Below are 24,149 nucleotides of genomic sequence, written 5' to 3'. Positions count from 1 at the left end.
CCGATGAAAGACCGATTGCATTTTCTCGCCCCAGTCCGATTTTTTTGAAATCGGACTGGCATTTTTAAATCGATTTGATAAAACACCGCCAACCAGCTGACGATTGAGAGGACTGACCATGAGCAGTCAAATGATCCCCGTCGACCCCTTCGACTATGTTGTCTTCGGCGCAACCGGAGACCTGACCGAGCGCAAGCTTCTTCCCGCGCTCTACCACCGCCAGATCGCGGGACAGTTCACCGACCCGACCCGCATCATCGGCGCCTCGCGTTCCGAACTCACCTCCGAGCAGTTCCGCGAACATGCCGACAAGGCGCTGAAGGAGCACCTGAAGGACGGCGAGTACGACAAGGCCGAGGTCGCGAAGTTCCTCGCCCGGATCGAATATGTGCCGGTTGACGCGACCACCAATAAGGGCTGGGATGCGCTGAAGAAGATGCTGGAGCCCGGCAAGGACCGGGTGCGCGCCTTCTACATGGCCGTCGCCCCCTCGATCTTCGGCCCGATCTGCGACGGCATTCGCGACCACAAGCTGATCACCAAGCAGACCCGGATCGTGGTTGAGAAGCCGCTCGGCCGCGACCTCGCCTCCGCGCTGGAACTCAACAACATGATCGCCAAGACCTTCCACGAGGAACAGGTCTTCCGCATCGACCACTATCTCGGCAAGGAGACGGTGCAGAACCTGATGGCGCTGCGTTTCGCCAACATGCTCTACGCGCCGCTGTGGAACGCCAACCATATCGATCACATCCAGATCACGGTCGGCGAGGAAGTCGGGCTTGAGGGCCGCGCCGGCTATTACGACAAGTCGGGCGCGCTGCGCGACATGGTGCAGAACCACATTCTCAATGTGCTCTGCATGGTGGCGATGGAAACGCCTTCTTCGATGGAGGCCGAGGCCGTCCGCGACGAGAAGCTCAAGGTGCTGCGCTCGCTGAAGCCGATCACCGAGGACAACGCCAGCGCAATGACCGTTCGCGGCCAATACCGCGCCGGCGCCTCCAAGGGCGGCGCGGTCAAGGGCTATCTCGAGGAACTCGGCGGCGAATCCGACACCGAGACCTTCGTGGCGATCAAGGCCGAGATCGAAAACTGGCGCTGGGCGGGCGTGCCCTTCTACATCCGCACCGGCAAGCGGCTCGCCAGCCGGCTTTCGGAAGTCGTGATCACCTTCAAGGAAATTCCCCACTCGATCTTCGGCCCGGGCGCCGGACGGATCGCGGCCAACCAGCTCGTGCTGCGCCTGCAGCCGGACGAGGGCGTGAAGCAGTGGCTGATGATCAAGGACCCCGGTCCCGGCGGCATGCGCCTGCGCCAGGTGGCGCTCGACATGAGCTTCGCCCAGGCCTTCGACGTGCGCAACCCGGATGCCTATGAGCGCCTGCTGCTCGACGTGGTGCGCGCCAACCAGACGCTGTTCATGCGCCGCGACGAGGTCGAGGAGGCATGGCGCTGGTGCGATCCGATCCTCAAGGCCTGGGAGGAGACCAATCAGCCGGTTCACGGCTACACCGCCGGCACCTGGGGCCCATCCAAGGCGATCGCGCTGATCGAGCGCGACGGCCGCACCTGGCACGAGCCGCTGTGAGGGGCCGCGACATGACAGAGACGATGCACACATTCGAAAACGGCGTTGATCTGGCCGCGGCCCTTTCCGCGGCCGTCGCCAGCAAACTTGCCGCCGCGATCGCCGACAAGGGCATGGCCTCGCTCGCCGTTTCCGGCGGGTCGACGCCGAAGGCGTTCTTTCGCGCGCTGTCGGCAGCGCCGATCGACTGGGAAAAAGTGACCATCACCCTCGTCGACGAGCGGTTCGTACCGGAGGACAATCCGCGTTCGAACCATCTGCTGGTGAAGGAAAACCTGCTGAAGGGACCGGCCGCCAGTGCCCGCTTCATTCCGCTCTACCAGAAGGTCGAGACCGCCGAGGAAGCGGCCGATATCGTGACCAACAAGGTGTCGGCGGCGAGCCTGCCCTTCGACGTCGTGGTGCTGGGAATGGGAACCGATGGCCATACGGCCTCGTTCTTCCCGGGAGGCGACACGCTTGAAAAGGCGCTCGACAAGACCACGCCCACCGGCGTGATGGCCATTCATGCAGAAGGCGCGGGCGAAGCCCGGCTGACCTTCACCTTCTCCAGCCTCGAAAATGCGGGCCTTCTGGTGCTGCATATCGAAGGCGAGGGCAAGAAGGATGTTCTGAACAAGGCGCTGGCCGGCGATGACGAGGCGGAAATGCCCATCCGCGCCGTTCTCACCCGCGCCTCCTCACCCGTGGAAATATACTGGGCGCCCTGACACCTCCTGCCGGGCGCCTTCCGCAAAGCACAGGAAAAGCCCATGACCGCCGATCCCCGTATTGCAGACATAACCGCTCGCATTATCGAGCGGTCCAAACCGACCCGCGAAGCCTATCTCGATCGCGTCTCCCAGGCGATCACGAAGGGCGTCCATCGTTCCGTTCTGTCCTGCGGCAATCTTGCCCACGGCTTTGCGGTCTGTTCCCCCGCCGAGAAGGACGCGCTTTCGGGCGACACCGTCCCCAATCTCGGCATCATCACCTCCTATAACGACATGCTCTCGGCGCATCAGCCGTTCGAGACCTTCCCGGCGCTGATCCGGGAAGCGGCCCGCGAGGCCGGCGGCGTGGCGCAGGTGGCGGGCGGCGTGCCGGCGATGTGCGACGGCGTCACCCAGGGCCAGCCCGGCATGGAACTGTCGCTGTTTTCGCGCGACCTGATCGCGATGGCCGCCGCCGTCGGCCTGTCGCACAACATGTTCGACGCCGCCGTCTATCTTGGCGTCTGCGACAAGATCGTGCCCGGTCTCACGATTGCCGCCTTCACCTTCGGCCACCTGCCGACGATCTTCATTCCCGCAGGTCCCATGACCACCGGCCAGGGCAATGACGAGAAATCGCATATCCGCCAGCTCTATGCGGAGGGCAAGGTCGGGCGCAAGGAACTGCTGGAATCGGAATCGAAATCCTATCACGGCCCCGGCACCTGCACCTTCTACGGCACCGCCAATTCCAACCAGATGCTGATGGAGATGATGGGCCTGCATATGCCCGGCGCCTCGTTCATCAACCCCAATACCCCGCTGCGCGATGCGCTGACCAGGGAGGCGGTGAAGCGCGCCTTCGCGATCACCGCCGATGGCAACGAGTTCACGCCCGTCGGCCAGATGATCGACGAGCGCTCGATCGTCAACGGCGTGGTCGGACTGCACGCTACCGGCGGGTCCACCAACCACACCATGCATCTCGTCGCGATGGCGCGGGCCGCCGGTATCCAGCTCACCTGGCAGGATATTTCCGAGCTCTCCGATATCGTGCCGCTGCTGGCCCGCGTCTATCCGAACGGGCTTGCCGATGTGAACCACTTCCACGCCGCAGGCGGCATGGGCTATCTGATCCGCCAGCTCTTGAACGCCGGCTTCCTGCATGACGATGTCCGCACCGTGTTCGGCGAGGGCATGGAAGCCTATGCGATCGACATCAAGCTCAACGAAGACGGCACGGTGCGCCGCGAACCGATCGGCGACGGCCCGAGCGCCGATCCGAAGGTGCTGACCACCCATGACAAGCCGTTCCAGCCCAATGGCGGGCTGAAGATGCTTGCCGGCAATGTCGGCAAGGCGGTGATCAAGATTTCCGCCGTCAAGCCGGAACGCCGCGTAATCGAGGCACCGGCGATCGTGTTCCACGATCAGCAGGAACTGCAGACGGCCTTCAAGGCCGGCGAACTCAACCGCGACTTCATCGCCGTGGTCCGTTTCCAGGGCCCGAAATCGAATGGCATGCCGGAACTCCATCGCCTGACGCCGCCGCTCGGTGTGCTCCAGGACCGCGGCTACAAGGTGGCGCTCGTTACCGACGGGCGCATGTCCGGCGCGTCGGGCAAGGTGCCGGCCGCGATCCACGTGACGCCGGAAGCAAAGGATGGCGGCCCGATCGCCAGGATCCGCACCGGCGACCGGATGCGGCTCGATGCCGAGGCCGGTACGCTGGAAGTTCTGGTGCCGGCGGAGGAGTTCAACGCGCGGCCGCTCGCCGAGGCTGATCTCACCGGCAATGATTTCGGCATGGGGCGTGAGCTGTTCGCCCCCTTCCGCCACCATGTCGGCACCGCCGATCACGGCGCCAGCGTGTTTTTCGAGTGATCGTTACGCCCGTTCTCATTACGTGATCGCCTGCCCCAATTCGTGCGCCTTGCTGCCACGAAATAAACATACGCCACCAATAATCGTCGGCCCGGGAAACAAATCCCGGGCCTATTTCGTTTCCGAGGCAAGGGTCAATCGAGCAGGGGACACTGTCACATTCCAGCAACAGCTCCCAATGAAGTGCGCGGGATGTGCAAAGTTAATTTGATCGATTGATTAAATCACCTATCTAGACGCTAGGTGAAACACATCGAAGGAGTACAAGTAATGAAAAAGATTCTTCTCGCTTCCGCCGCTCTGGTCGCCATGAGCGCCGCCGCCGAAGCCGCTGACGTGGTCATGACGCCTGCAGCCGAACCCTATGTCGCTCCGCAGGTCATCCCGCAGAGCTTCAGCTGGACCGGCTTCTACCTCGGTGGCACCGGCGGCTACGACTGGGCGACCGCAAACCTGCACTACAACGGTGCACAGATCGGCAGCGACGATTTCGACGGCGGCAAGCTCGGCGGTTTCGCCGGTTACAACTACCAGTTCGACAACAATGTTGTCGTCGGTGTTGAAGGCGAACTCGACTATAACTGGAACGAGCAGGACTATAATGTCGGCGCGCCCTTCTCCGTGAAGGCCGGTTCCGACTGGGAAGGCTCGGTTCGCGCCCGTCTCGGTTACGCGTTCGACAAGGCCCTGATCTACGCAACGGGTGGTTGGGCGATTGCCAATGGCTACATCGACGGCAACGGTCTCGATCAGGACCAGGCCTTCAACGGCTGGACTGTCGGCGCCGGTCTTGACTACGCGCTCAGCAACAACGTCTTTGCCGGTCTGGAATACCGCTACACCGACTTCGGCAAGAAGGACTTCGACGGCGCTCTGACCGGCTTCGAAGCCAAGGACTACACGTCCAACCGGGTTATGGCCCGCGTCGGTTACAAGTTCTGATCTTTCTCCCGAATGGCGGACGTCCTCCTGTCCGCCATTCATTCTTCGCTGTGTCCCCCTCCCGCAGCGAAGAATATAGAAAAGCCCGCCGGCACACATGCCTGGCGGGCTTTTTTTTATATCGGCGCAGCGAATGCGTTCAGCGGTAAAGGTAACTGTGACCGCTTTCGTCGAAGAGATGCAGCCTTTCCGGATCGGCGACGAAGCGCATCACATCGCCGGGCTTGCCCTTGTGGATGCCGGGAAGCTTGACGATGATCGGATCCTCGTCGATGAGATCGCCTTCGATATAGATCAGCGTCACCTCGCCCAGCGCCTCGATGATCGAGAGCTTGCCTTCGAACAGGAAGTCCTCGCCCTCGGCCGCCTCGCGTACATCCTCGGGCCGCACGCCGAAGCTTGCCTTCTTGCCGCGCTCGCTCTCCTCCGTCTTGATCGGCACGTCGAAGCGCTTGCCGTCCTTGAGCTCGACTTCGGTGGTCTCGCCCGTCCGGGCGATCTTCACCGGCATGATGTTCATGGCGGGCGAGCCGATGAACTGGGCCACGAACAGGTTCGAGGGCCGCTCGTAAAGCTCCAGAGGCGCGCCAACCTGTTCGATATAGCCGCCCGAGAGCACCACGATCCGGTCGGCGAGCGTCATCGCCTCGACCTGGTCGTGGGTCACGTAGATCATCGTTGTGTCGGGCATCTTCTCGTTGAGCTTGGCGATCTCGATGCGGGTCGCGACGCGCAGCGCGGCATCGAGATTCGAAAGCGGCTCGTCGAACAGGAAGACCTTCGGATCGCGGCAGATGGCGCGGCCGATCGCCACGCGCTGACGCTGGCCACCCGAAAGCGCCTTCGGCAGGCGGTCGAGATAGGGCGTGATCTGCAGCATGTCGGCGGCAGCCCGCACGCGCCGGTCGATCTCTTCCTTGCTCTCCTTGGCAATCCGCATGCCGAAGGCCATATTGTCGTAGACCGACATGTGCGGATAGAGCGCATAGGTCTGGAACACCATAGCGATGCCGCGCTTGGAGGGCGGAATGTCGTTGACCACCTGGTCTTCGATCGCGATCGTGCCGCCGGAGATTTCCTCCAGCCCGGCGATCATCCGGAGCAGGGTTGACTTGCCGCAGCCGGACGGACCGACAAAGACCACGAACTCACCCGGCTGGATGTCCAGGTCGATCTTGTGAAGAACCTCGACATTGCCGTAGGACTTCTTCACATCCTTGAGTGTTACACCAGTCATTACCGCCCCTTTCCCTATGCGCCCTTACGGGCGAAATATGCGCCCCAGGCAGGAAGTTTTATAGTATCGCCCTCGGCCTCGCACGAGAAGCCCGTTGCTTCAAGCGCACTCCATGCGCCATCCGGCAGGCGCACCGTCACGGGTGCAGCCGAGATGTTGAACGCGCAAAGAAGGCTTTCGCCGTCCAGATCGCGCGTGAAGATCAGCACTGCTTCGTCATCGGCCTCGTGAAACGCGATCCCGCCTCTGGCAAGCGCCGGCTGGCTTTTGCGCAGCGCGAGGAAGCGGCGATAGTGCTCAAGCACCGACCCGTCCTCGCCCTGCTGAACGTCGACCGCCTTCATCACATGATCGGGCGAGACCGGCAGCCAGGTTTTCTCCGCCGTGGAGAAGCCGGCATTGACGGCGCCCGCCTGCCAGACCATCGGCGTGCGGCAACCGTCACGGCCCTTGAATTCCGGCCAGAACTCGATGCCGTAGGGGTCCTGCAGATCCTCGAAGGCGATATCGGCCTCTGTCAGGGCCAGTTCCTCGCCCTCGTAAAGGCAGATCGAGCCCTTCAGCGTCATCAGCAGCGAGGCCAGCATTTTGGCATAGGCCTGTTTGTCCTCGATGCCCGCGCCCCAGCGGCTGACATGGCGGACCACGTCGTGATTGGAAAACGCCCAGCAGGCCCAGCCCTCGGGCGCCGCGGCATCGAAGGCATTGATCGAGTTGACAACATGCTTCGGCGTCACCGGCTGCGGGGCCAGGAACTCGAAGGCGTAGCACATCTGCATCTTGTCGCCGCCGGAGGTGTATTCGCCGACGATCGCGAGACCGCGCTGGCTGTCGCCGACCTCGCCAACGGCGGCAACGGCCGGATACTCCTCCATCACCGCGCGCAACCGCTTCAGGAATTCCAGATTCTCCGGACGGCTCTTGTCGTAGAGATGTTCCTGATAATTGTAGGGATTGACCGCCGGCGCCGTCTGGTCGTTACGAAGCTCGGGCGCAAGTGCCGGATTGTCGCGCAGCTGCTGGTCATGGAAGTAGAAGTTGATCGTGTCGAGGCGGAAGCCGTCAACGCCGCGATCAAGCCAGAACCGGGCGACATCGAGCAGCGCGTCCTGAACCTCCATATGGTGGAAGTTCAGGTCCGGCTGCGAGACCAGGAAATTGTGCATGTAATATTGCAGGCGGCGTGAATCCCACTGCCATGCCGAGCCGCCGAAGATCGACAGCCAGTTATTGGGCGGCGAGCCGTCCGGCTTGGCATCCGCCCAGACATACCAGTCCGCCCGAGGATTATCGCGGCTCGCGCGACTTTCCATGAACCAGGGATGCTGGTCGGAGGTGTGCGACAGCACCAGGTCGATCATGATCTTGAGGCCCAGTTCATGGGCCTTTTCGATCATCGCGTCGAAATCGGCGAGCGTGCCGAACATCGGATCGATGTCCTTGTAGTTCGACACGTCGTAGCCGAAATCCTTCATCGGCGAGGTGAAGAACGGCGAGATCCAGACCGCGTCGGCGCCGAGGCCTGCGATATAATCCAGCCGCTCGGCAATGCCGCGGATATCGCCGACGCCATCGCCGTTGCTGTCCTGAAACGAGCGGGGATAGACCTGGTAGATAACGGCGCCGCGCCACCAGTTCTTGTCGATGGCCTTGTTGTTGGTATCGTTCATTTTCTTGTCTTTTCTTGTCAGTGTCGCAGGCAGGGCTCGAGGCGGCGTCAGCCGCCCTTGACCGAGCCCGCCAGCAGGCCGCGCACCAGATAACGCTGCAGCGCGAAGAACACGATCAGCGGCACGATGATGGAGATGAAGGCGGAGGCCGTCAGGATTTCCCAGTTGCCGCCGCGCGAGCCGAGCAGTTCGCGCAGTCTTGCCGTCAGCACGATGGTCTGCTCGCTATTGCCGAGGAACACGGTCGCCACCAGCAGGTCATTCCAGGTCCACAGGAACTGGAAGATCGCGAAGGAGGCCAGCGCCGGGTAGGACAGCGGCAGGATGATCTTGCGGAAGATCATGAAGTCGTTGGCACCATCGACGCGGGCGGATTCCATGATTTCACGCGGCAGGCCGGCGATATAATTGCGCAACAGATAGATCGCGAGCGGCAGGCCGAAGCCCATATGCGCCAGCCATATCCCGACATAGGTCTTGGATGGCACGCCGAATATGTCACCGATCCAGTTATACATCTTCAGAAGCGGGATCAGCGACATCTGCAGCGGCACCACCAGCAGGCCGACGATGACGGCGAGCAGCAGGTTGCGGAACGGGAATTTCATCCACGACAGCGCATAGGCCGCATAGGCCGCCACCAGCACCGGAATGATGGTCGACGGGATCGCGACCGTCAGCGAGTTGAGGAAGGATTGACCAATGCCTTCCGAGGTCAGCACGTTGCGATAGTTCTCAAGCGTGAAGCGCGGCGGAATTTTGGCGGTGACGAAGATGCGATCGCCGCGCCGTCCGAACGGCTCTTGCGAGGTCATGCGGTATTCACCGTCGGCCTCCACCGTGAGCTCCTGGCCATCGCCCATCTCGACGGTCTGGCCGACCTCGAACTCCTGCGGCCGGAGCGAGGATGTACCGAAGCGGGAGACCTTGCCGCCCGCGCCGTCCAGCGCATTGCCGGTGATCACATAAAGGCCGTCCTCTTCGGTCTGCCCCTCCGCGCCCGGCGCGCGGTAGATCAGGTTCTGGGTGGAGGTCGACAGCGACGTCCACCAGCCGGAGGCCACGATCTGGTCCTTGTCGCGCAGCGACGTCACCAGCAGGCCGAAGGTCGGAATGGTCCACAGGACCACCAGCAGCAGCACGGTGATGTGGGAGAACCAGACTAGCGGCGATTTCTTGTGCGAGTGCATTTACCGGCCCTCCATCTCTTTGCGCGAATTGCGGATATTCCAGACCATGATCGGGATAACCAGAACCATGATGACGATGGCGATCGTGGCCCCGCGGCCGAAATCGCCCCCGCCTCTGAACATCCAGTCGAACATGAGATTGGCGAGCACCTGGGTATTCCACTGCCCGTTGGTCATCGCGAGAACGATGTCGAAGATTTTCAATACGATGATCGTGATCGTGGTCCACACCACGGCAATGGTGCTGTAGATCTGCGGCACCATGATCTTGAAGAAAATCTGCAACCCGTTGGCGCCGTCGATCACCGCCGCCTCGATGGTTTCCTCCGGAATGCCGCGCAGCGCTGCGGACAAGAGCACCATGGCGAAACCCGTCTGGATCCAGAGCAGGATGACCATCAGGAAGAAATTGTTCCAGAACGGCATCGCGATCCACACATGCGGCTCGCCGCCCATGGCCACGATGATCGCGTTCAGGATGCCAATCTGGTCCGCCCCGTCGCCGCGATAGTCATAGACGAATTTCCAGATGACCGAGGCGCCGACGAACGAGATCGCCATCGGCATGAAGATCATCATCTTGGCGAAGGAACCCCACCAGATCCGATCGGTCAGCCAGGCGATGATGAGCCCGAAAAAAGTCGAAAGCGCCGGCACGAAGATCAGCCAGAGCATGTTGTTGAACATCGATTCGCGGAATTCGGAATCGTTGAACATCCAGACATAATTCGCCGCCCCGACATAGGTGTTGCCCGAAGGGCCGTGCAGCGAGTACCAGACCGAGGCCACCACCGGATAGACCAGGTAAACCCCGAGCGACAGCAGCGCCGGCAGCAGGAACAGCCAGGGCCGGATCATGCCGGAGATGCGCAGATTGCGCACGCCCTTTGCCGGATCCTTCGTCTGGGAAGGAAAGATGAGGTCGAGCAGCTTGTTGGTGCCGTAGAAATAGATCACGGCGGCGGCCACGCCTATGACGACGGCCAGCAAGGCTTTGATGATTTGTTCCACGCCTTTCACTCCCCGTAACGGCGCCAGTCGGCAGGTCGCCGCGCCGTTCAGCTTATTTCGGGCCGCCGCGGCTCATGGCCGGGCCCCTTTGTTTTGCCGCGCATTCCGAACCAGAGACCAAAACCCCCTCTGCGGAGCGCGCGTTTGGAAGTCTGCCGCACCGGCCGCGATCTGGCAACCAGGCATGCCTCAGACAGGGCGACCGGGCCGCGAGCGGCCCGGTCAATCATTGCAGATCCTTATGGATTTCGATCGTTACTTGATCGATTCCCAGGTGTTCTGGATGTTGGTTGCCGCTTCTTCGGCAGACTGGCCGCCGACGAAATCAACCATGCCGGTCCAGAACGCGCCCGCGCCGATCTTGCCCGGCATCAGGTCGGAACCGTCGAAGCGGAAGGTCGTGGCGTTGGTCAGGATCTCGCCCTGGCCGCGCAGCGCGTCATTGGCATAGGCTTCCGGGTTGACGCCGGTGAACGGGGTCAGGAAGCCGGACTGGGCCATCCACACTTCATGCGCGATCGGGGTTTCCAGGAATTCGATGAAGGCCTGGGCGGCGGGGCTGTCCTTGGTGATGCCGAACAGCGTGCCGGCGCCGAGAACCGGCTTGCCGAGATCTTCGCCTTCATAGGCCGGGAAGTAGAAGAAGTCGGCATCAAGGCCGAGCTCGGTGCCTTCCGGGAAGAAGGACGGAATGAACGACGCCATCTTGTGCATGTAGCACTTCGGCGGCGACGAGAAGAGGCCCTTGGGGCTGTCGCGGAAGTCGGTGGACGCCACGGCGGCAGCGCCGCCATCGACGAACTTGTCGTTCTTGGCGAACCAGCCGAACTCTTCGATCGCGTTGACGATGCGCGGATCATTGAACGGAATTTCGTTGGTGACCCACTGGTCGTAGACTTCCGGCGGCTGCGTGCGCAGAACCATGTCCTCGACCCAGTCGGTTGCCGGCCAGCCGGTTGCGCCGCCCGAACCGAGACCGATGCACCAGGGCGTGCCGCCATCGGCGACGATCTGTTCGGTCAGCGCCTTCAGCTCTTCCATGGTTTCCGGCACTTCATAGCCGGCATCGTCGAAATTGTCCGGCACGTACCAGACCAGCGACTTCACGTCGGCCTTGTAGGGAAACGCATAAAGCGCCTTCTCGCCATCCTTGCCCGCATAGCTGGACAGGTCGACCCAGGAGTCGCCGGCGGCGTAGTTTTCGGAGAGGAATTCGCCGACTTCGGCCGGAAGCTTGGTCAGCAGGCCCTTGGCGGCCAGATCGGCGGCGAGGCCCGGCTGCGGGAACACCGCGATATTCGGCGGGCTGCCGGCCTGGGTGTCGATCACGATCTGCTGCTCGAAGGAGTCGGAGCCGGAATATTCGACATTGGCGCCGGTCGCCTCTTCGAAATAGGCGATCACGCTTTCGACGAGATCCTTGTCCGGGCCGAGCCAGGGACCGAAGACGGTCAGCGTCTGGCCCGAAATGTCGCCATGGGCTTCGGCGAACTGGTTGTAGCTGTCCCAGTTGAAGCGGGAATCCTCGCCCACCGGGAATTTAAGATCGGCGGCGCTGGCCGCGCCGGCGAAAAGCGCCAGCGTGGCAACGCCGGTCAGAAGAGCTCTGTTCATGTGATTTACCTCCCATCACATAGGGCCCTGTCGCGGGCCTTGGTTGTCATTCGGCACTTTATTCAAAGCGCTTTGACATCTTTAAACATTTCTCGCGCAAGGGTCAGGAGTCAACCCCCCGCGTCAAAAACAGGCCAAAATTTGGACGATTTGTCACAATTTGAATAATTTTCTTGACGATGGCTTGAAAACAATCCCATCAATCGCTTTGATAAATTTCAAGTTTACCCAAAACGCTTTGAGGAGAGCGAAGGGGAAACACGAAGCCGGAAGTTGCAACCGCATCAAGCATTTGCAATGAAGCCCGGCACGTCGGCCCAGCCCGCCGCGAAGACAGGATTTAAAAGTCCTCAAACCCTGCGCCCGTCTGCGTGAACGCAAAGTCGGCAGGGCGGATGGCGAAAGGGCTCCGGGCACGAGGGAGGATGGATGTGAACCTGAAGCAATTATCGGCCCGGCTCGGCCTTTCCCCGACCACGGTCAGCCGCGCCCTGAACGGCTATCCGGAGGTCAACGCCGTGACGCGCGAGCGCGTGCTCAAGGCCGCGCGCGAAACCGGCTACCGCCCGAACCGGACCGCCCAGCGGCTGGCGACCGGCAAGGCCGGCTCGATCGGCCTGCTGATGCCGATCGGCGACCAGGTGATTTCCGACCTGCATTTCGGCGAATTCCTGAACGGGTTGGGCGAGCAGGCGCAGAGGGAAGACTTTCACCTCGTCGTCATGCCCTCCGACCCGGCCGATGAGGTCACCGCGCTTCGAAGCCTTGCCACCAGCGGCTATGTCGACGGGCTATGCCTCGCCTATATTCGCGAGAACGATCAGCGCATCGACCTGATGGAATCCTTCGGCCTGCCGTTCATCGTCCATGGCCGGTTTTTCGACGCGCCGCATGCCTATCCCTCGCTCGATGTCGACAACGAGGCTGCGTTTTACGATGCCACCCGGCTGCTGCTGCAGCTTGGCCACCGCCGCATCGCGCTGATCAATGGCGACGAGAATTTCGGCTTTGCCATAAGGCGACGGGACGGCGTCGCGAAGGCCTGCCGCGAGGCCGGGCTTGCGCTGGAACCCCGCTTTCATGTTTCGACGCAGATGACGGAGGCCGACGGGCAGCGGGCGGCCGAACAGTTTCTGGCGCTTGCAGAGACGCCGAGCGCCATCGTCTGCTCCAGCATGATCCAGGCGCTCGGCATCGTACGCGCGATCGAGGCGGCCGGCATGACGCTCGGCGAAGACATCTCGCTGATATCCTATGACGACGTCCTGCCGCTTTTGCGTCCCGAACTCTTCAGCGTGCCGCTTACGACCACGCGCTCATCGCTGCGCACCGCCGGAAAGCGGGTCGCCGAGCGGCTGATCAACCGGATCAACGGCACGGAGACGGATGATTTCGGCGAATTGTGGCGGCCGGAGCTGGTGGTGCGGTCCTCGACCGGACGGGCGCCCGACTGATTTCCGCGGCACGAATCGTTCAGAACTGACGTATCCAGGCGTTGAGGCTGGCGAACCCTTCGGGGTTGATGGCATAGAACCGCTTCGTGCCCACGGGCGTGACCCGCACCAGATCACTGTCGAGCAGCGCCTTCAGATGCTGCGAAACCGCGGGCCTGCTGATGGGAAGCCCCTCCGACAGCTCGGTCACTGTCTTGGGTTCACGACGAAGCGCCATCAAGAGATGGCGCCGGTTGGGGTCCGCAATTGCGACGAATGGATCGAATCTGCTCATCGCGGCACATTACGTCAAAGTCAGTAGGCCGGCAAGTAGTCCATTTCTTGAAACAATGGAATCAGAACCTTGCGGAGTCAAAATACTGAACGACGGTCTGGCTATCTTGCGCCTTATTTTTAGAGCCAACTAAAACTTGGGTCGGCTCAGTCGAAACCTGATTATTATTACCAAGTTTCGGCGTTATATTATCATTCGATGATGCCAGCGGCACAGCATCGCCCGGACGCCCGCCCTTTTGCGGGGCAGCGGGAGCGGCCGCATTGATGCGCGCGGCCGTCGGCTTGAACAGCGTGCGGAAATCGGCATCTTCATTATAGGCGAGTTCGGTCGTCTCGCCCATCGCTGCAAGCTTGCGGGCGAGCTCGGTCCGGGCATCGTCGATCGGAGCTTCGGTTGCCGGCGCGGCCGAGGCGAGCGTGGGCCGAGGCGTTGGAGCCGCGTTGACGCCCATCGCCGCGCCGCCGGTTTCGGCATAGGCGAGACGGGGGCTGGGCACCGGCACCTCGCCATCGAACAGGCCGAAGCGATCGCCGTCGAAACCGGCATCATCCGACTGCAGAGCGGCAACCTCCGTTGCGGGCGCGGCCGTGACCGGATCGGCGGCCTCCGACACAAGAATATCGGCAACGGACACGCCCTCTTCCGGCCCGAGCGTGGACGGACGCGTCTGCGGCAACGGCACATTGGCAGCAGCCAGAGCCAGAGCCGGATCGGTGGCCATTTCGGTTGCTGTCGGCGTCGGGTCGACCAGCGCGGTGGCGAGCGGCGTTCCAAGACCGGCCTCGCCGGCGCTCGGCCTGCTGAGCGGCAGTGGAATATCGAGATTGTCGAATGTGACAGCCGCCGTCAGGATATCGACGGGACGCTGGGCGGGTTCGGCCTGACGCTGCGGCTGGGCCTGCTGGCGCGAGGGCCTGCTCGGCGTCGGCGGTTCGGCATCGCCCTTGTCCCGCTTGCCGAACAGCATGGAGAGCAGGTTCGGACGTTCATCCTCGTCGCCATCATCCGCGCTTGCGACCTGGACGGGTTGCGACGATCCGACCGCGCCCTTGGCCTTATACTCTGCCAGCGCCTCATTATAGCCCGGCAACGGCTTGCCGTCTGCGGGCAGATGCAGGGTGTGACCTTCCGGGAACAGCGATACGAGCTGGCTGCGGCTCATGCGCGGCCAGGCGCGCACGCTCGCCACATCAAGATGCACGAAGGGCGAGCCGGATTTCGGATAGTAGCCAACCCCGCCGCGCTGCATCTTCATCGCGGTTGCGCGCAGCTTGGCGAGCGGCACGCCCGGAATGAAGAAGTCCATCGCGTTGCCAAGCATGTGCTGCGATTTCTTGGCGACGCCGGAGGAGGTCTTGCGAAGCATGGCGTTGGTCTCGGGCGAGCGATAGGCCGAAACGACATTGATATAGTCGGTCGCGCCAACCTGCTGATAGACCTCCCAGACCAGATCGAACAGCTTCGGGTTCATCGTGGTCGGCTCCTTGCGACGCCAGTCGCGCAGGAACCAGTTGAGCTGTTCGAGCCCTTTCTTGTCGTAGCGGCCATTGCGCTTGAAGGTGATCTCGGCCTTCTCGCCGGTATGGATGTAATAGATCTTGAGTGTCCGGGTTTCCGCACGCGCCTCGACGCCGCCGAAAAAGCACAGCGTCGCCGCCAGTACGGCCAGTACAGCAAATGTCCGACGCAAGAACGCGCGATATGGACGGATAGTCAAACCGGACTCTCCCTGGATTCTCTGAACGTCCCGAAGGCTCCCCCGAGCGCAAGGCATATGCCGACACAAGAGATTAGAACCTCTTTTCTGAAGGCGCAATGCGGCGCAAACGAGGCGATTTTCCGACACAATTTCAGGTCGCCTTTTATAGGCAACATTCCGTTAATTTCCAACCATCGTGGTATCAGATTAAGCTTACATAAGGGTTAACCCATTGTTGCAGATCAAATTGTTTGGCGCCTGAGGCGGCTTTCGGCCACCTCATTTGACCCATTGCGGACTGCGGCGGCAGAGTGGGAAATTCCGCCGTTGCGGGCGGCGGGCGCGAACCATATGTTGAGGCGGCACACAGATCACGAAAGGCAGCCCCATGTTCAATCCCCGTTTCCCCTCCCTTCCCGCCGATGCCGCCGCCGGCAGGGCGGAAAGCCCGGAACTCGGCGTCCTGCCGGAATGGGATCTGTCCCATCTCTATCCCGGCGCGACCTCGCCCGAATTCACCGGCGATTTCGATGACGCCGCCAGAAAGGCGCGCGCTTTCTCCGAACGCTGGAAGGGCCATCTGGCCGAAGCCGCCGAAAAATCCGGCGATGACGGGCTGGGGGCAGCAACCGAAACCTATGAGGCGATCGGCGACACGCTCGGCCGGCTTGGCTCGTTCGCCGGCCTTTCCTACTATGCCAATGCCGCCGATCCTGCGCTGCGCAAGCTTTACGGCGACACCTCCACCCGGATTACCGAAATCTACGCCGACCTCCTGTTCTTTGAGCTGGAACTGAACCGGCTTTCCGAGGAGGCGATCGAAAAGGCGCTTGCAAACGATCCGAGTTTTGCCCGCTACCGGCCCTGGGTGCTGGACCTCAGAAAGGAAAAGCCGCACCAGCTTGATGACCGGCTGGAACAGCTCTTCATGGAAAAGTCGACCACCGGCAGCCAGGCCTTCAACCGCCTGTTCGACCAGACCATGGACCGGATGCGCTTTACCGTCGATGGCGAGGAGATGCCGATCGAAAAGGCGCTCAACCTGCTTTCCGACAACAAGGAACCGGTGCGCCGCAAGGCGGCCGAGGCGCTTGCCGCCACCTTCAAGGACAATCTGCCGACCTTCTCGCTGATCATGAACACGGTCGCCAAGGATACCGAGATCAACAGCCGCTGGCACGCCTTCGAGGATATCGCCGACAGTCGCCACCTTTCCAACCGCGTCGAGCGCGAGGTGGTGGATGCACTGACCGAAGCCGTGCGCGACGCTTATCCGCGCCTGTCCCACCGCTATTACGCGATGAAGGCGAAATGGCTAGGCATGGACCAGATGAACTACTGGGACCGCAACGCGCCGCTGCCCGATACCGCCGAACGGGTGATCCCGTGGGAGGAGGCGCGCGAGACCGTGCTTTCCGCCTATGGCGCGTTCTCGCCGGAAATGGGCGGCATCGCACAACGCTTCTTCGACGAGCGCTGGATCGACGCCCCGATCCGCCCCGGCAAGCGCACCGGCGCTTTCGCCCATCCGACCGTGCCCTCGGCCCACCCCTATGTGCTGGTCAACTATCTCGGCAAGCCGCGCGACGTCATGACGCTTGCCCATGAGCTGGGCCATGGCGTCCACCAGGTGCTCGCCGCCAAACAGGGCGCGCTGATGTGCTCGACGCCGCTGACGCTCGCCGAAACCGCCTCCGTCTTCGGCGAAATGCTGACCTTCCGCGCGCTGCTGGCAAAGACCGAAGACAAGGCGACCCGCAAGGCCATGCTGGCGCAGAAGGTGGAGGACATGATCAACACGGTCGTGCGCCAGATCGCCTTCTACCAGTTCGAGCGCAAGGTCCACACCGCGCGCCGCGAGGGCGAACTGACGGAGGACCAGATTTCCGAAATGTGGATGTCGGTACAGGGCGAGAGCCTGGGCCCTGCGATCAAGCTTGCCGATGGTTACGAAACCTATTGGAGCTATGTGCCCCACTTCATCCATTCGCCGTTCTACGTCTATGCCTATGCCTTCGGCGATTGCCTGGTGAACTCGCTCTACGCAGTCTACCAGAACGCCGAAAGCGGTTTCCAGGACAAGTATTTCGACATGCTGACCGCCGGCGGCACCAAGCATCATTCCGAGCTGCTCAAACCGTTCGGGCTTGACGCCTCCGACCCCGCCTTCTGGGGCAAGGGGCTTTCGATGATCGAAGGGCTTATCGACGAACTCGAAGCGCTGGAATGAGATGACGCGCGGCAAGCAGGTCGTTTTTACCGACGATCTTTCGGGCCGGATGCTCAGCTTTCGCGCACCCGAAGATATCATCGTCGCCGAAACCGCCGAGGAATTTATTCCTGCGCTGGAGCGGATGGAGACCGTCAGGGCCTCCGGCCGGTTTCTCGCGGGCTATATGTCCTACGAAGCAGGTTTTCTGCTCGACCCCGCGCTTGCGGGCCTCGCGCCCCAAAAGCCGGACCTGCCGTATCTCTGCTTCGGCGTCTTCGACACGCCGGAGCAGGCAGCGCCGCCAGCACTGCAGCCCGAAACCGGTTTTCTCAGTGACATCCGCCCCGCCTGGGATTTTGACGATTATCGCCCCCGTTTCGACCGTCTGCATGCGCATCTGATGGCCGGCGATTGCTATCAGGGTAATCTGACCTTTCCGGTTCATGCGCGCTGGAGCGGCGATCCGCTGACGGCCTTTCACGGCCTCGCCCGGCAGCAGCCGGTGCGCTATGCAGCCTTCGTCGATCTCACCGGCCCGCGCATCCTGTCGCGCTCGCCGGAACTGTTCTTCCGCACCGACGCCGGCGGCATGATCGAGACCCATCCGATGAAGGGCACGGCCCCGCGCGGCCAAACCGTTGCGGAAGATGCGGCGATCATCGCGGCGATGGGCGAGGACGACAAGATGCTCGCCGAAAACTGCATGATCGTCGACCTGCTCAGAAACGACATCTCGCGGATCGCCGAGCCGGGTTCCGTCCACGTGCCGGAACTCTTCGCGATCGAAACCTATTCGACGCTGCACCAGATGGTGAGCAAGGTGCGCGCAAGACTTAGCCCGCAAGCCACGATCGAGGACATCTTCCGCGCGCTGTTTCCCTGCGGCTCGATCACCGGCGCGCCGAAGATCTCCGCCATGAAGATCCTGCACCGACTGGAAGCCGCCCAGCGCGGCGCCTATTGCGGGGCGATCGGCCATATTTCACCGGACGGGGCGATGCAGTTCAATGTGGCAATCCGCACCGTGAGCCTCTACGATGACGGCCGGGCGACCTTCAATGTCGGCGGCGGCGTGGTGCTCGATTCAACGGCGGCCGGCGAATACGAGGAAGCTCTTCTGAAAGCCCGTTTCGCCGCCCCCGCGCCCTTTTGCGCTGCCGCCGAGTGAGTTTGCCATGATCCTGATTTCCCTCACCTATATCCAGCCGCTCGAAGAGGTGGAAAAGCACTTCGAAGGCCATATCGCCTGGCTGAACAGCTATTATGAATCCGGCGACTTCGTTGCATCCGGCCGCAAGGTGCCGCGCACCGGCGGCGTGATCATGGCGCGCGGCACGATGGCCGCGGTCGAGGAAATCTGCCGGCAGGACCCGTTCGTCGCCGAAGGCGTCGCCAGTTTCGAACTCACCGAGGTCAATTTCACACGCACCCTTCCCTCCCTTGAAGGCCTGAAGGATGGCGACTGAGCACCTGAGGCTGATGCCCTATGGCCGCGACTACAAGCCGTTCTCGATCGGTCTCTCCGCGCTCGATCCCGACAAATGGCTGGAGCCCGGCGCCGATCTCGCGCGCTATCTCGCCGAAAAGGATCGCCTGCTGGCGACCCGTCGCGAGGAAATCTTCCGCGCCGAGGATGACAGCCTTGCGGCCGGGCGCGAGGCGCTGGCGCTGATCGCCGGCCACCTTGAGACGCGCCACGACGGCCTCTACCGGCGAGACGGCGGCAAGCTGCACTTTCTGGACCGCGCCGTTGCCCTCGACGATCCCGCCACTCCGCCGCTTTTGACGGCCGGCATGCTGATCGAGGATGATCTCGCGATCCTGATCAAGCGCGAGGATCGCTGGCATCTTGCGGCGGGCTTCATCGCCTTTCCCTCCTCCTGGTCGCTGACCGAGAAGGCCGGCCGGCCGATGGAGGAGGTCCATGCCGATGTGCCTGGTTTCTCGGCGGGCACCCGCAACGCCGCGCTGGTTGCCCGCATCTTCGACAATCTCAAGCCCGGCCTGCCCGCCGAACGATTCAACTGGTCGTTCAAGGGCGCCGATGCGCTGGCCATGCCGGTTTCAAAACATTTGCCCGAAGACCCGTTCCGCCCTGTGCGCCCGATCGCCGCCAATTTCATGCGGGTCGAGCGCCAGACGCTGACGCGTCTGCCGGAAACGGGCGCCATCCTGTTCACCATCCGCATCTACATGGATCCGGCAGAAGCGATCATCCGCCACCCGGAACGCAAGGCGATAGCAACCGCCATGATCGGCCAGCTTCAGGGGCTGAGCGCCGAAGAGCGCGGCTACAAGGGCATGATGGATGCCGACATAGATGCGCTGATCGCCTGGCTCGAAGCCCTTTTGCGCTGACGAACGGCATTGACGGCTGGCACTGTGGCCATAAATCCGCTTTACTTGAGCGCGTTGGTATGATCTCGCTTTGCGCGAGGGAACATTAACGCCGCGTCACAATTCCACTTTATAGCGCGTCCGGAAAGCCGGCCTGCGCGAAGTCGAGAAATGACCGCCGGTCACCCGCCAGGCAAACAAGAAGGACATGGAAATGCAGCAGGAATTCCCGATCCACGCCGAAATTACCGGCCCCATCGTCATGATCGGCTTCGGGTCCATCGGCCGCGGCGCATTGCCGCTGATCGAAAGGCATTTCCGTTTCGACAAGTCGCGCATGGTCATCATCGATCCGAATGACGGCCACGCAAACCTCGCCGCCAATCACGGCGTCCGCTTCATCCACGCGGCGGTAACCAAGGACAATTACGAGGAACTGCTGGAACCGCTCCTGACCGAGGGCGAAGGCCAGGGCTTCTGCGTCAACCTGTCGGTCGACACCTCCTCGCTCGACCTGATGAAGCTCTGCCGCTCGCTGGGCGTGCTCTATATCGACACCGTGATCGAGCCCTGGCTTGGCTTCTATTTCGACGAAAGCCAGGGCAATGCCGAACGCACCAACTACGCGCTGCGCGAGACCGTGCGCAAGGAGAAGCGCAAGAACCCCGGCGGCACCACCGCCGTTTCCTGCTGCGGCGCCAATCCGGGCATGGTGTCCTGGTTCGTCAAGCAGGCGCTTGTCGATGTTGCCCGCGAAACCGGCGTGAGCTTCGCCGAACCCGCCGCCGACGACCGCGAGGGCTGGGCGGCGCTGATGAAGGAGACCGGCGTCAAGGGCATCCACATTGCCGAACGCGATACCCAGCGTTCGAAATTCCTGCGCCCGCAGAATGCGTTCTGGAACACCTGGTCGGTGGAAGGCTTCGTGGCCGAGGGCATGCAGCCGGCAGAACTCGGCTGGGGCACCCATGAGAAATGGATGCCGAAAAACGCCAAGAAGCACAGGAAGGGCTGCAAGGCCGCGATCTATCTCGAACAGCCCGGCGCCAATACCAGGGTCAGAAGCTGGTGCCCGACGCCCGGCCCGCAATACGGCTTCCTCGTCACCCATAACGAGTCGATCTCGATCGCCGACTTCTTTACCGTCCGCAACGATCGCGACAAGGTCACCTATCGTCCGACCTGCCACTACGCCTACCATCCGGCCGATGTCGCCGTGCTTTCCCTCGACGAAATGTTCGGCAATGGCGGCACGCCGCAGAAGGACATGCTCGTGCTCGAGGAAGCCGATATCCTGACCGGGATCGACGAACTCGGCGTCCTGCTCTACGGTCACGACAAGAATGCCTACTGGTACGGCTCCAGGCTTTCGATGGAGGAGACCCGCAATCTGGTGCCCTACCAGAATGCGACAGCGTTGCAGGTAACCTCCGCGGTGCTCGCAGGCATGGTCTGGGCGCTGGAAAACCCGGAGGCCGGCATCGTCGAGGCCGACGAGATGGACTACCGCCGCTGCCTCGAGATCCAGATGCCCTATCTCGGCCCGGTCGAAGGCCATTACACCGACTGGACCCCTCTCACCGCCCGCCAGACCTTCTTCCCGGAAAAGAAGGACGAGAAGGACCCGTGGCAGTTCAAGAATATTCTGGTTCAGTTCTGAGGAAAGGCCGGCGAAAGCACCGCAACTCACAATCTCCCCCCTTGAGGGGGAGATGCCCCGACAGGGGCAGAGAGGGGTGAACCCTCTCCTCAAACTCGGAGTATGCGGCTTATGCCCTATACCCCTCTCTGTCGCTTTCGCGACATCCCCCTCAAGGGGGGAGATTGGAGGCTACCGGCTCAGCAGGAGCCGGCAGCATACCAAGACTATACCTCAGTCCTTCTTGGACTTCGCGCGCTCGATCGCCTCGACGATCAGCTTCTTGGCCTCGGCGGCGTCGTGCCAGCCGAAAATCTTGACCCATTTGCCGGGCTCCAGATCCTTGTAGTGCTCGAAGAAGTGCTCGATCTGCTTGAGCTGGATTTCCGGAATATCGGTGAAGTTCTCAACCTTGTCGAACCGGGCGCTGAGCTCGCGCGAGGGAACGGCGATGATCTTCTCGTCCTTGCCGGAATTGTCTTCCATCATCATCACGCCGATCGGGCGGACATTGATGACGCAGCCCGGCATCAGCGGACGGTGATTGCAGATCAGCACGTCGATCGGATCGCCGTCGTCAGAGAGCGTGTGCGGCACAAAGCCGTAATTGCCGGGATACATCATCGGCGTATAAAGAAAGCGGTCAACGACGAGAACGCCGGCGTCCTTGTCCATCTCGTACTTGATCGGCTGGCCGCCGAGCGGGACTTCGACAATAACATTGATATCATCGGGCGGGTTCTTGCCGATCGCAATCGCTTCAATACGCATCTAGGTCTCCAGAAAAGGGGAAGAATTCGCCGCCTTGGATAGCCAAAATGCCCCGACAAAGCAACCGCGTGAAAAGAGTTGCAGCAATCGGGGTAAACGCGCAAAAAGCCACTCAGTCCCAGATATAGGAAACCTTGCCGAGCACCTTGCCGCCATGCTCCTCCTCCGCAAAGGCGAAGGGCTTGCCGCCGAGCGCGGTGAAGAAGATGCCGGCGTGATCGAGCGCATCGAAACACCAGCAGATCGTGCCCTTGCAGCCGAGCGAGGCGAGCAGCCGGCGCGCCTCGGCGAAAAGCGTCCGGCCGAAGCCGAGGCCCTGATACTCCGGCAGAAGATAGATCTCGTAGATTTCGCCTTCCTGCGGCAGCGCCTTGACGCGATTGAGGCCGACGCTGGCATAGCCGACGGGCTGGCCCTGGACCTCCAGCACCAGCAGCGTCTCCTCGCTGGCGATCGCGTTCTTCCACCAGGCGATATTGCGGCTTGCGATCATGTCCTGAAGCGCGTGGTGAGGAAGGATGCCGGCATAGACCTGCTGCCATGCCAGCCAGTGAACCCTTGCGATTTTCTCGGCGTCGGCCGCCTCTGCTGGCCGCACGTCGCTGGATAGTATCCTCATCGTCTCCAACCGGCATGTCATTGCGGTTAAGACCCAAGGATATGACAAACTGAGCCAATTGCCCATCAAAAATAATTTACCGGTTGCCGACAGAGCGGCTCACCGCTTTTGTCGCTCCGCTTCAACGCGGCGGCGGAAGGCATCGAGCGTGGCGACGACCATGCCGGCAGGCATGGCCTTGTTTTCGAAAACGGCGGTGATCTCCACCACGCGGCTCTTCTCGCGCAACGCCGATATCGCCGGCCCGCCGCCGCCCTGAAGCCGGGCCATGTCCTTTGCAGTCGTGACCGGCAGCAGGGCCCCGGCATCGGCGAGCAACGAACGCGCCAGCGCCTCGGAGATCGGCTGGTGATCGGCAAGGGCGACGGCCCGGCGCACCCGCGCGCCAAGCGCTTCCAGCGTTGCGAAGAACTTCTCCGGATCGCCAATACCGGCATAGGCGAGCACTTCCTCGCCGGCAAATTCTCCGCTGTCCGACGTCGGCTGCTGATGCAGAACCTCGACCGGGCGACGGGCGCTGCGGGCAAACTGGCGCACCTCTTCCTCCGCGCCGCCGGCGCCATTCAGCAGCACGGCATCCACCTTCGGAAACTGCGCCGCAAGCGGCGCGCGCAGCGGGCCGGCGGGCAGGCAGCGCCCATTGCCGAAGCCGCGCTTGGCATCGACCACGGCCACGGCGAAATCCGGCTTCAGCCGCCCGCTCTGCAGCCCGTCATCCATGATGATGAAATCGACGCCCGCCTGTTCCAGAAGCGCTGCAGCATCCACCCGCGCGGGCGAGACTGCCACCGGCGCCAGCCGCGACAGCATCAGCGCCTCGTCGCCGACATCGCGAAAGCTGTGGCGCTCCGGATCGACCAGAACCGCACCTTCAACCTTGCCGCCATAGCCGCGCAGCAGAAAGCCGGGCCGTTTGCCAGCTTCGCGCGCCGCGCGCGCCAGAGCCTCGGCCACCGGGGTCTTGCCGGTTCCGCCGACAGTGAAATTGCCGACGCACAGAACCGGCACGCCCGCGCGAGCGCCTGCCGCCTGCCTCATCCGGCGGCCGGCGACAGCGGCGTAAATCCAGGAGACGGGAAGAAGAAGCAGGCTCAAAGGATGGCCGCGCTTCCACCAGAAGGCCCGTGTCGTTTTCTTCATATCGGGCACAACTCTCTGTCAGACCCCGGAGCAATGCGCTCTGTCAAGCAATCGCATTACGGTTCAACCAACAGATAGACCAGACAGACACGCCCGTGAAGTGCCGCTCCGCTTCACGAAGAGCGAGCCGCACGCCGCAAGGCCGCGTCCGCGCCGGTGCGGCCACGAAA

At 62.3% G+C, this 24,149-nt stretch carries 20 protein-coding genes; 10 read left to right on the top strand and 10 right to left on the bottom strand.

The genetic code is table 11. The features are described from left to right. Nucleotides 1-118: 118 nt before the first annotated feature. The 4 genes from zwf to V6765_RS19140 all read left to right on the top strand — a co-directional run bounded on the left by zwf (nt 119) and on the right by V6765_RS19140 (nt 5,109). Complete coding sequence (gene zwf, locus V6765_RS19155; protein WP_448431736.1) at nt 119-1,591, top strand: glucose-6-phosphate dehydrogenase; 1,473 nt, start codon at nt 119-121, stop codon at nt 1,589-1,591. 11 nt (nt 1,592-1,602) lie between these two features. After that, complete coding sequence (pgl, locus tag V6765_RS19150; protein ID WP_448431734.1) at nt 1,603-2,301, top strand: 6-phosphogluconolactonase; 699 nt, start codon at nt 1,603-1,605, stop codon at nt 2,299-2,301. Between the two features lie 42 nt (nt 2,302-2,343). Further along, nucleotides 2,344-4,167, top strand: coding sequence for a phosphogluconate dehydratase (gene edd / locus V6765_RS19145; RefSeq protein WP_448431732.1), 1,824 nt, complete (start codon nt 2,344-2,346; stop codon nt 4,165-4,167). A 270-nt stretch (nt 4,168-4,437) separates the two neighbouring features. Beyond that, nucleotides 4,438-5,109, top strand: coding sequence for an outer membrane protein (locus tag V6765_RS19140; RefSeq protein ID WP_448431730.1), 672 nt, complete (start codon nt 4,438-4,440; stop codon nt 5,107-5,109). Between the two features lie 139 nt (nt 5,110-5,248). On the opposite strand, the gene V6765_RS19135 is transcribed toward V6765_RS19140, so the two are convergent. The 5 genes from V6765_RS19135 to V6765_RS19115 form a co-directional block, all read right to left on the bottom strand. Continuing rightward, nucleotides 5,249-6,346, bottom strand: a complete 1,098-nt coding sequence (locus V6765_RS19135; protein WP_448431728.1) for an ABC transporter ATP-binding protein — start codon at nt 6,344-6,346, stop codon at nt 5,249-5,251. 14 nt (nt 6,347-6,360) lie between these two features. Continuing rightward, nucleotides 6,361-8,016, bottom strand: coding sequence for a beta-galactosidase BglA (bglA, locus tag V6765_RS19130; RefSeq protein WP_448431726.1), 1,656 nt, complete (start codon nt 8,014-8,016; stop codon nt 6,361-6,363). A gap of 47 nt (nt 8,017-8,063) precedes the next feature. Further along, on the bottom strand, nt 8,064-9,206 hold the full coding sequence (locus tag V6765_RS19125; protein ID WP_448431724.1) for a carbohydrate ABC transporter permease: 1,143 nt from the start codon (nt 9,204-9,206) through the stop codon (nt 8,064-8,066). After that, nucleotides 9,207-10,217, bottom strand: a complete 1,011-nt coding sequence (locus V6765_RS19120) for a carbohydrate ABC transporter permease (protein ID WP_448431722.1) — start codon at nt 10,215-10,217, stop codon at nt 9,207-9,209. It lies immediately after the preceding gene. Nucleotides 10,218-10,472: 255 nt separating this feature from the next. Beyond that, nucleotides 10,473-11,831: an ABC transporter substrate-binding protein gene (locus V6765_RS19115; protein WP_448431720.1), complete on the bottom strand. Its 1,359-nt coding sequence runs from the start codon at nt 11,829-11,831 to the stop codon at nt 10,473-10,475. Between the two features lie 431 nt (nt 11,832-12,262). Between V6765_RS19115 and V6765_RS19110 the strand changes: the two genes are divergently transcribed. Continuing rightward, nucleotides 12,263-13,285 carry a LacI family DNA-binding transcriptional regulator gene (locus tag V6765_RS19110; RefSeq protein WP_448431718.1) on the top strand — a complete coding sequence of 341 codons (1,023 nt, stop codon included), beginning with the start codon at nt 12,263-12,265 and terminating at the stop codon, nt 13,283-13,285. A 19-nt stretch (nt 13,286-13,304) separates the two neighbouring features. Here V6765_RS19110 and V6765_RS19105 read toward each other — a convergent pair whose 3' ends face one another. Together V6765_RS19105 and V6765_RS19100 are read right to left on the bottom strand one after the other, a co-directional pair. Further along, a complete protein-coding gene (locus V6765_RS19105) occupies nt 13,305-13,559 on the bottom strand; it encodes an ArsR/SmtB family transcription factor (RefSeq protein ID WP_018065161.1) in 255 nt (84 codons plus the stop codon). Between the two features lie 61 nt (nt 13,560-13,620). Next, the gene (locus V6765_RS19100; protein ID WP_448432018.1) at nt 13,621-15,222 is read right to left on the bottom strand and encodes a DUF882 domain-containing protein; all 1,602 of its coding nucleotides are present in this window, start codon (nt 15,220-15,222) and stop codon (nt 13,621-13,623) included. Between the two features lie 427 nt (nt 15,223-15,649). On the opposite strand from V6765_RS19100, the gene V6765_RS19095 reads away from it, so the two are divergent. The 5 genes from V6765_RS19095 to V6765_RS19075 all read left to right on the top strand — a co-directional run bounded on the left by V6765_RS19095 (nt 15,650) and on the right by V6765_RS19075 (nt 21,470). Further along, nucleotides 15,650-17,491: a M3 family oligoendopeptidase gene (locus V6765_RS19095; protein WP_448431716.1), complete on the top strand. Its 1,842-nt coding sequence runs from the start codon at nt 15,650-15,652 to the stop codon at nt 17,489-17,491. Between the two features lies 1 nt (nt 17,492). After that, on the top strand, nt 17,493-18,641 hold the full coding sequence (locus V6765_RS19090; protein ID WP_448431714.1) for an aminodeoxychorismate synthase component I: 1,149 nt from the start codon (nt 17,493-17,495) through the stop codon (nt 18,639-18,641). 7 nt (nt 18,642-18,648) lie between these two features. After that, the gene (locus tag V6765_RS19085; protein WP_448431712.1) at nt 18,649-18,939 is read left to right on the top strand and encodes a YciI family protein; all 291 of its coding nucleotides are present in this window, start codon (nt 18,649-18,651) and stop codon (nt 18,937-18,939) included. After that, on the top strand, nt 18,929-19,831 hold the full coding sequence (locus V6765_RS19080) for a heme-dependent oxidative N-demethylase family protein (protein WP_448431710.1): 903 nt from the start codon (nt 18,929-18,931) through the stop codon (nt 19,829-19,831). Before V6765_RS19085 ends, V6765_RS19080 begins: the two co-directional genes overlap by 11 nt. A 193-nt stretch (nt 19,832-20,024) precedes the next feature. Further along, entirely contained in the window at nt 20,025-21,470 is a 1,446-nt protein-coding gene (locus tag V6765_RS19075) for a homospermidine synthase (RefSeq protein WP_448431708.1), read from the top strand. 213 nt (nt 21,471-21,683) lie between these two features. On the opposite strand, the gene ppa is transcribed toward V6765_RS19075, so the two are convergent. From ppa to lpxK, 3 genes are all read right to left on the bottom strand, one after another. Then, complete coding sequence (ppa, locus tag V6765_RS19070; RefSeq protein WP_448431706.1) at nt 21,684-22,220, bottom strand: inorganic diphosphatase; 537 nt, start codon at nt 22,218-22,220, stop codon at nt 21,684-21,686. A 112-nt stretch (nt 22,221-22,332) separates the two neighbouring features. Continuing rightward, the gene (locus tag V6765_RS19065) at nt 22,333-22,839 is read right to left on the bottom strand and encodes an N-acetyltransferase family protein (RefSeq protein ID WP_448431704.1); all 507 of its coding nucleotides are present in this window, start codon (nt 22,837-22,839) and stop codon (nt 22,333-22,335) included. A 99-nt stretch (nt 22,840-22,938) separates the two neighbouring features. Continuing rightward, complete coding sequence (gene lpxK, locus V6765_RS19060) at nt 22,939-23,979, bottom strand: tetraacyldisaccharide 4'-kinase (protein WP_448431702.1); 1,041 nt, start codon at nt 23,977-23,979, stop codon at nt 22,939-22,941. Nucleotides 23,980-24,149: the final 170 nt, after the last annotated feature.

The organism is Martelella sp. FOR1707, assembly GCF_053484265.1.
The sequence above is the reverse complement of the archived record's forward strand: the minus strand, read 5'-3'. Positions and strand labels throughout refer to the sequence as shown.

Bases quoted from the DNA above. Each gene is read 5' to 3' on its own strand.
- V6765_RS19105 (WP_018065161.1), bottom strand. From the start codon at position 13,559: ATGAGCAGATTCGATCCATTCGTCGCAATTGCGGACCCCAACCGGCGC.
- V6765_RS19115 (WP_448431720.1), bottom strand. From the start codon at position 11,831: ATGAACAGAGCTCTTCTGACCGGCGTTGCCACGCTGGCGCTTTTCGCC.
- V6765_RS19095 (WP_448431716.1), top strand. From the start codon at position 15,650: ATGTTCAATCCCCGTTTCCCCTCCCTTCCCGCCGATGCCGCCGCCGGC.
- zwf (WP_448431736.1), top strand. From the start codon at position 119: ATGAGCAGTCAAATGATCCCCGTCGACCCCTTCGACTATGTTGTCTTC.
- V6765_RS19090 (WP_448431714.1), top strand. From the start codon at position 17,493: ATGACGCGCGGCAAGCAGGTCGTTTTTACCGACGATCTTTCGGGCCGG.
- V6765_RS19140 (WP_448431730.1), top strand. From the start codon at position 4,438: ATGAAAAAGATTCTTCTCGCTTCCGCCGCTCTGGTCGCCATGAGCGCC.
- edd (WP_448431732.1), top strand. From the start codon at position 2,344: ATGACCGCCGATCCCCGTATTGCAGACATAACCGCTCGCATTATCGAG.
- ppa (WP_448431706.1), bottom strand. From the start codon at position 22,220: ATGCGTATTGAAGCGATTGCGATCGGCAAGAACCCGCCCGATGATATC.
- V6765_RS19135 (WP_448431728.1), bottom strand. From the start codon at position 6,346: ATGACTGGTGTAACACTCAAGGATGTGAAGAAGTCCTACGGCAATGTC.
- V6765_RS19125 (WP_448431724.1), bottom strand. From the start codon at position 9,206: ATGCACTCGCACAAGAAATCGCCGCTAGTCTGGTTCTCCCACATCACC.
- V6765_RS19065 (WP_448431704.1), bottom strand. From the start codon at position 22,839: ATGAGGATACTATCCAGCGACGTGCGGCCAGCAGAGGCGGCCGACGCC.
- V6765_RS19085 (WP_448431712.1), top strand. From the start codon at position 18,649: ATGATCCTGATTTCCCTCACCTATATCCAGCCGCTCGAAGAGGTGGAA.
- bglA (WP_448431726.1), bottom strand. From the start codon at position 8,016: ATGAACGATACCAACAACAAGGCCATCGACAAGAACTGGTGGCGCGGC.
- lpxK (WP_448431702.1), bottom strand. From the start codon at position 23,979: ATGAAGAAAACGACACGGGCCTTCTGGTGGAAGCGCGGCCATCCTTTG.
- pgl (WP_448431734.1), top strand. From the start codon at position 1,603: ATGACAGAGACGATGCACACATTCGAAAACGGCGTTGATCTGGCCGCG.
- V6765_RS19075 (WP_448431708.1), top strand. From the start codon at position 20,025: ATGCAGCAGGAATTCCCGATCCACGCCGAAATTACCGGCCCCATCGTC.
- V6765_RS19080 (WP_448431710.1), top strand. From the start codon at position 18,929: ATGGCGACTGAGCACCTGAGGCTGATGCCCTATGGCCGCGACTACAAG.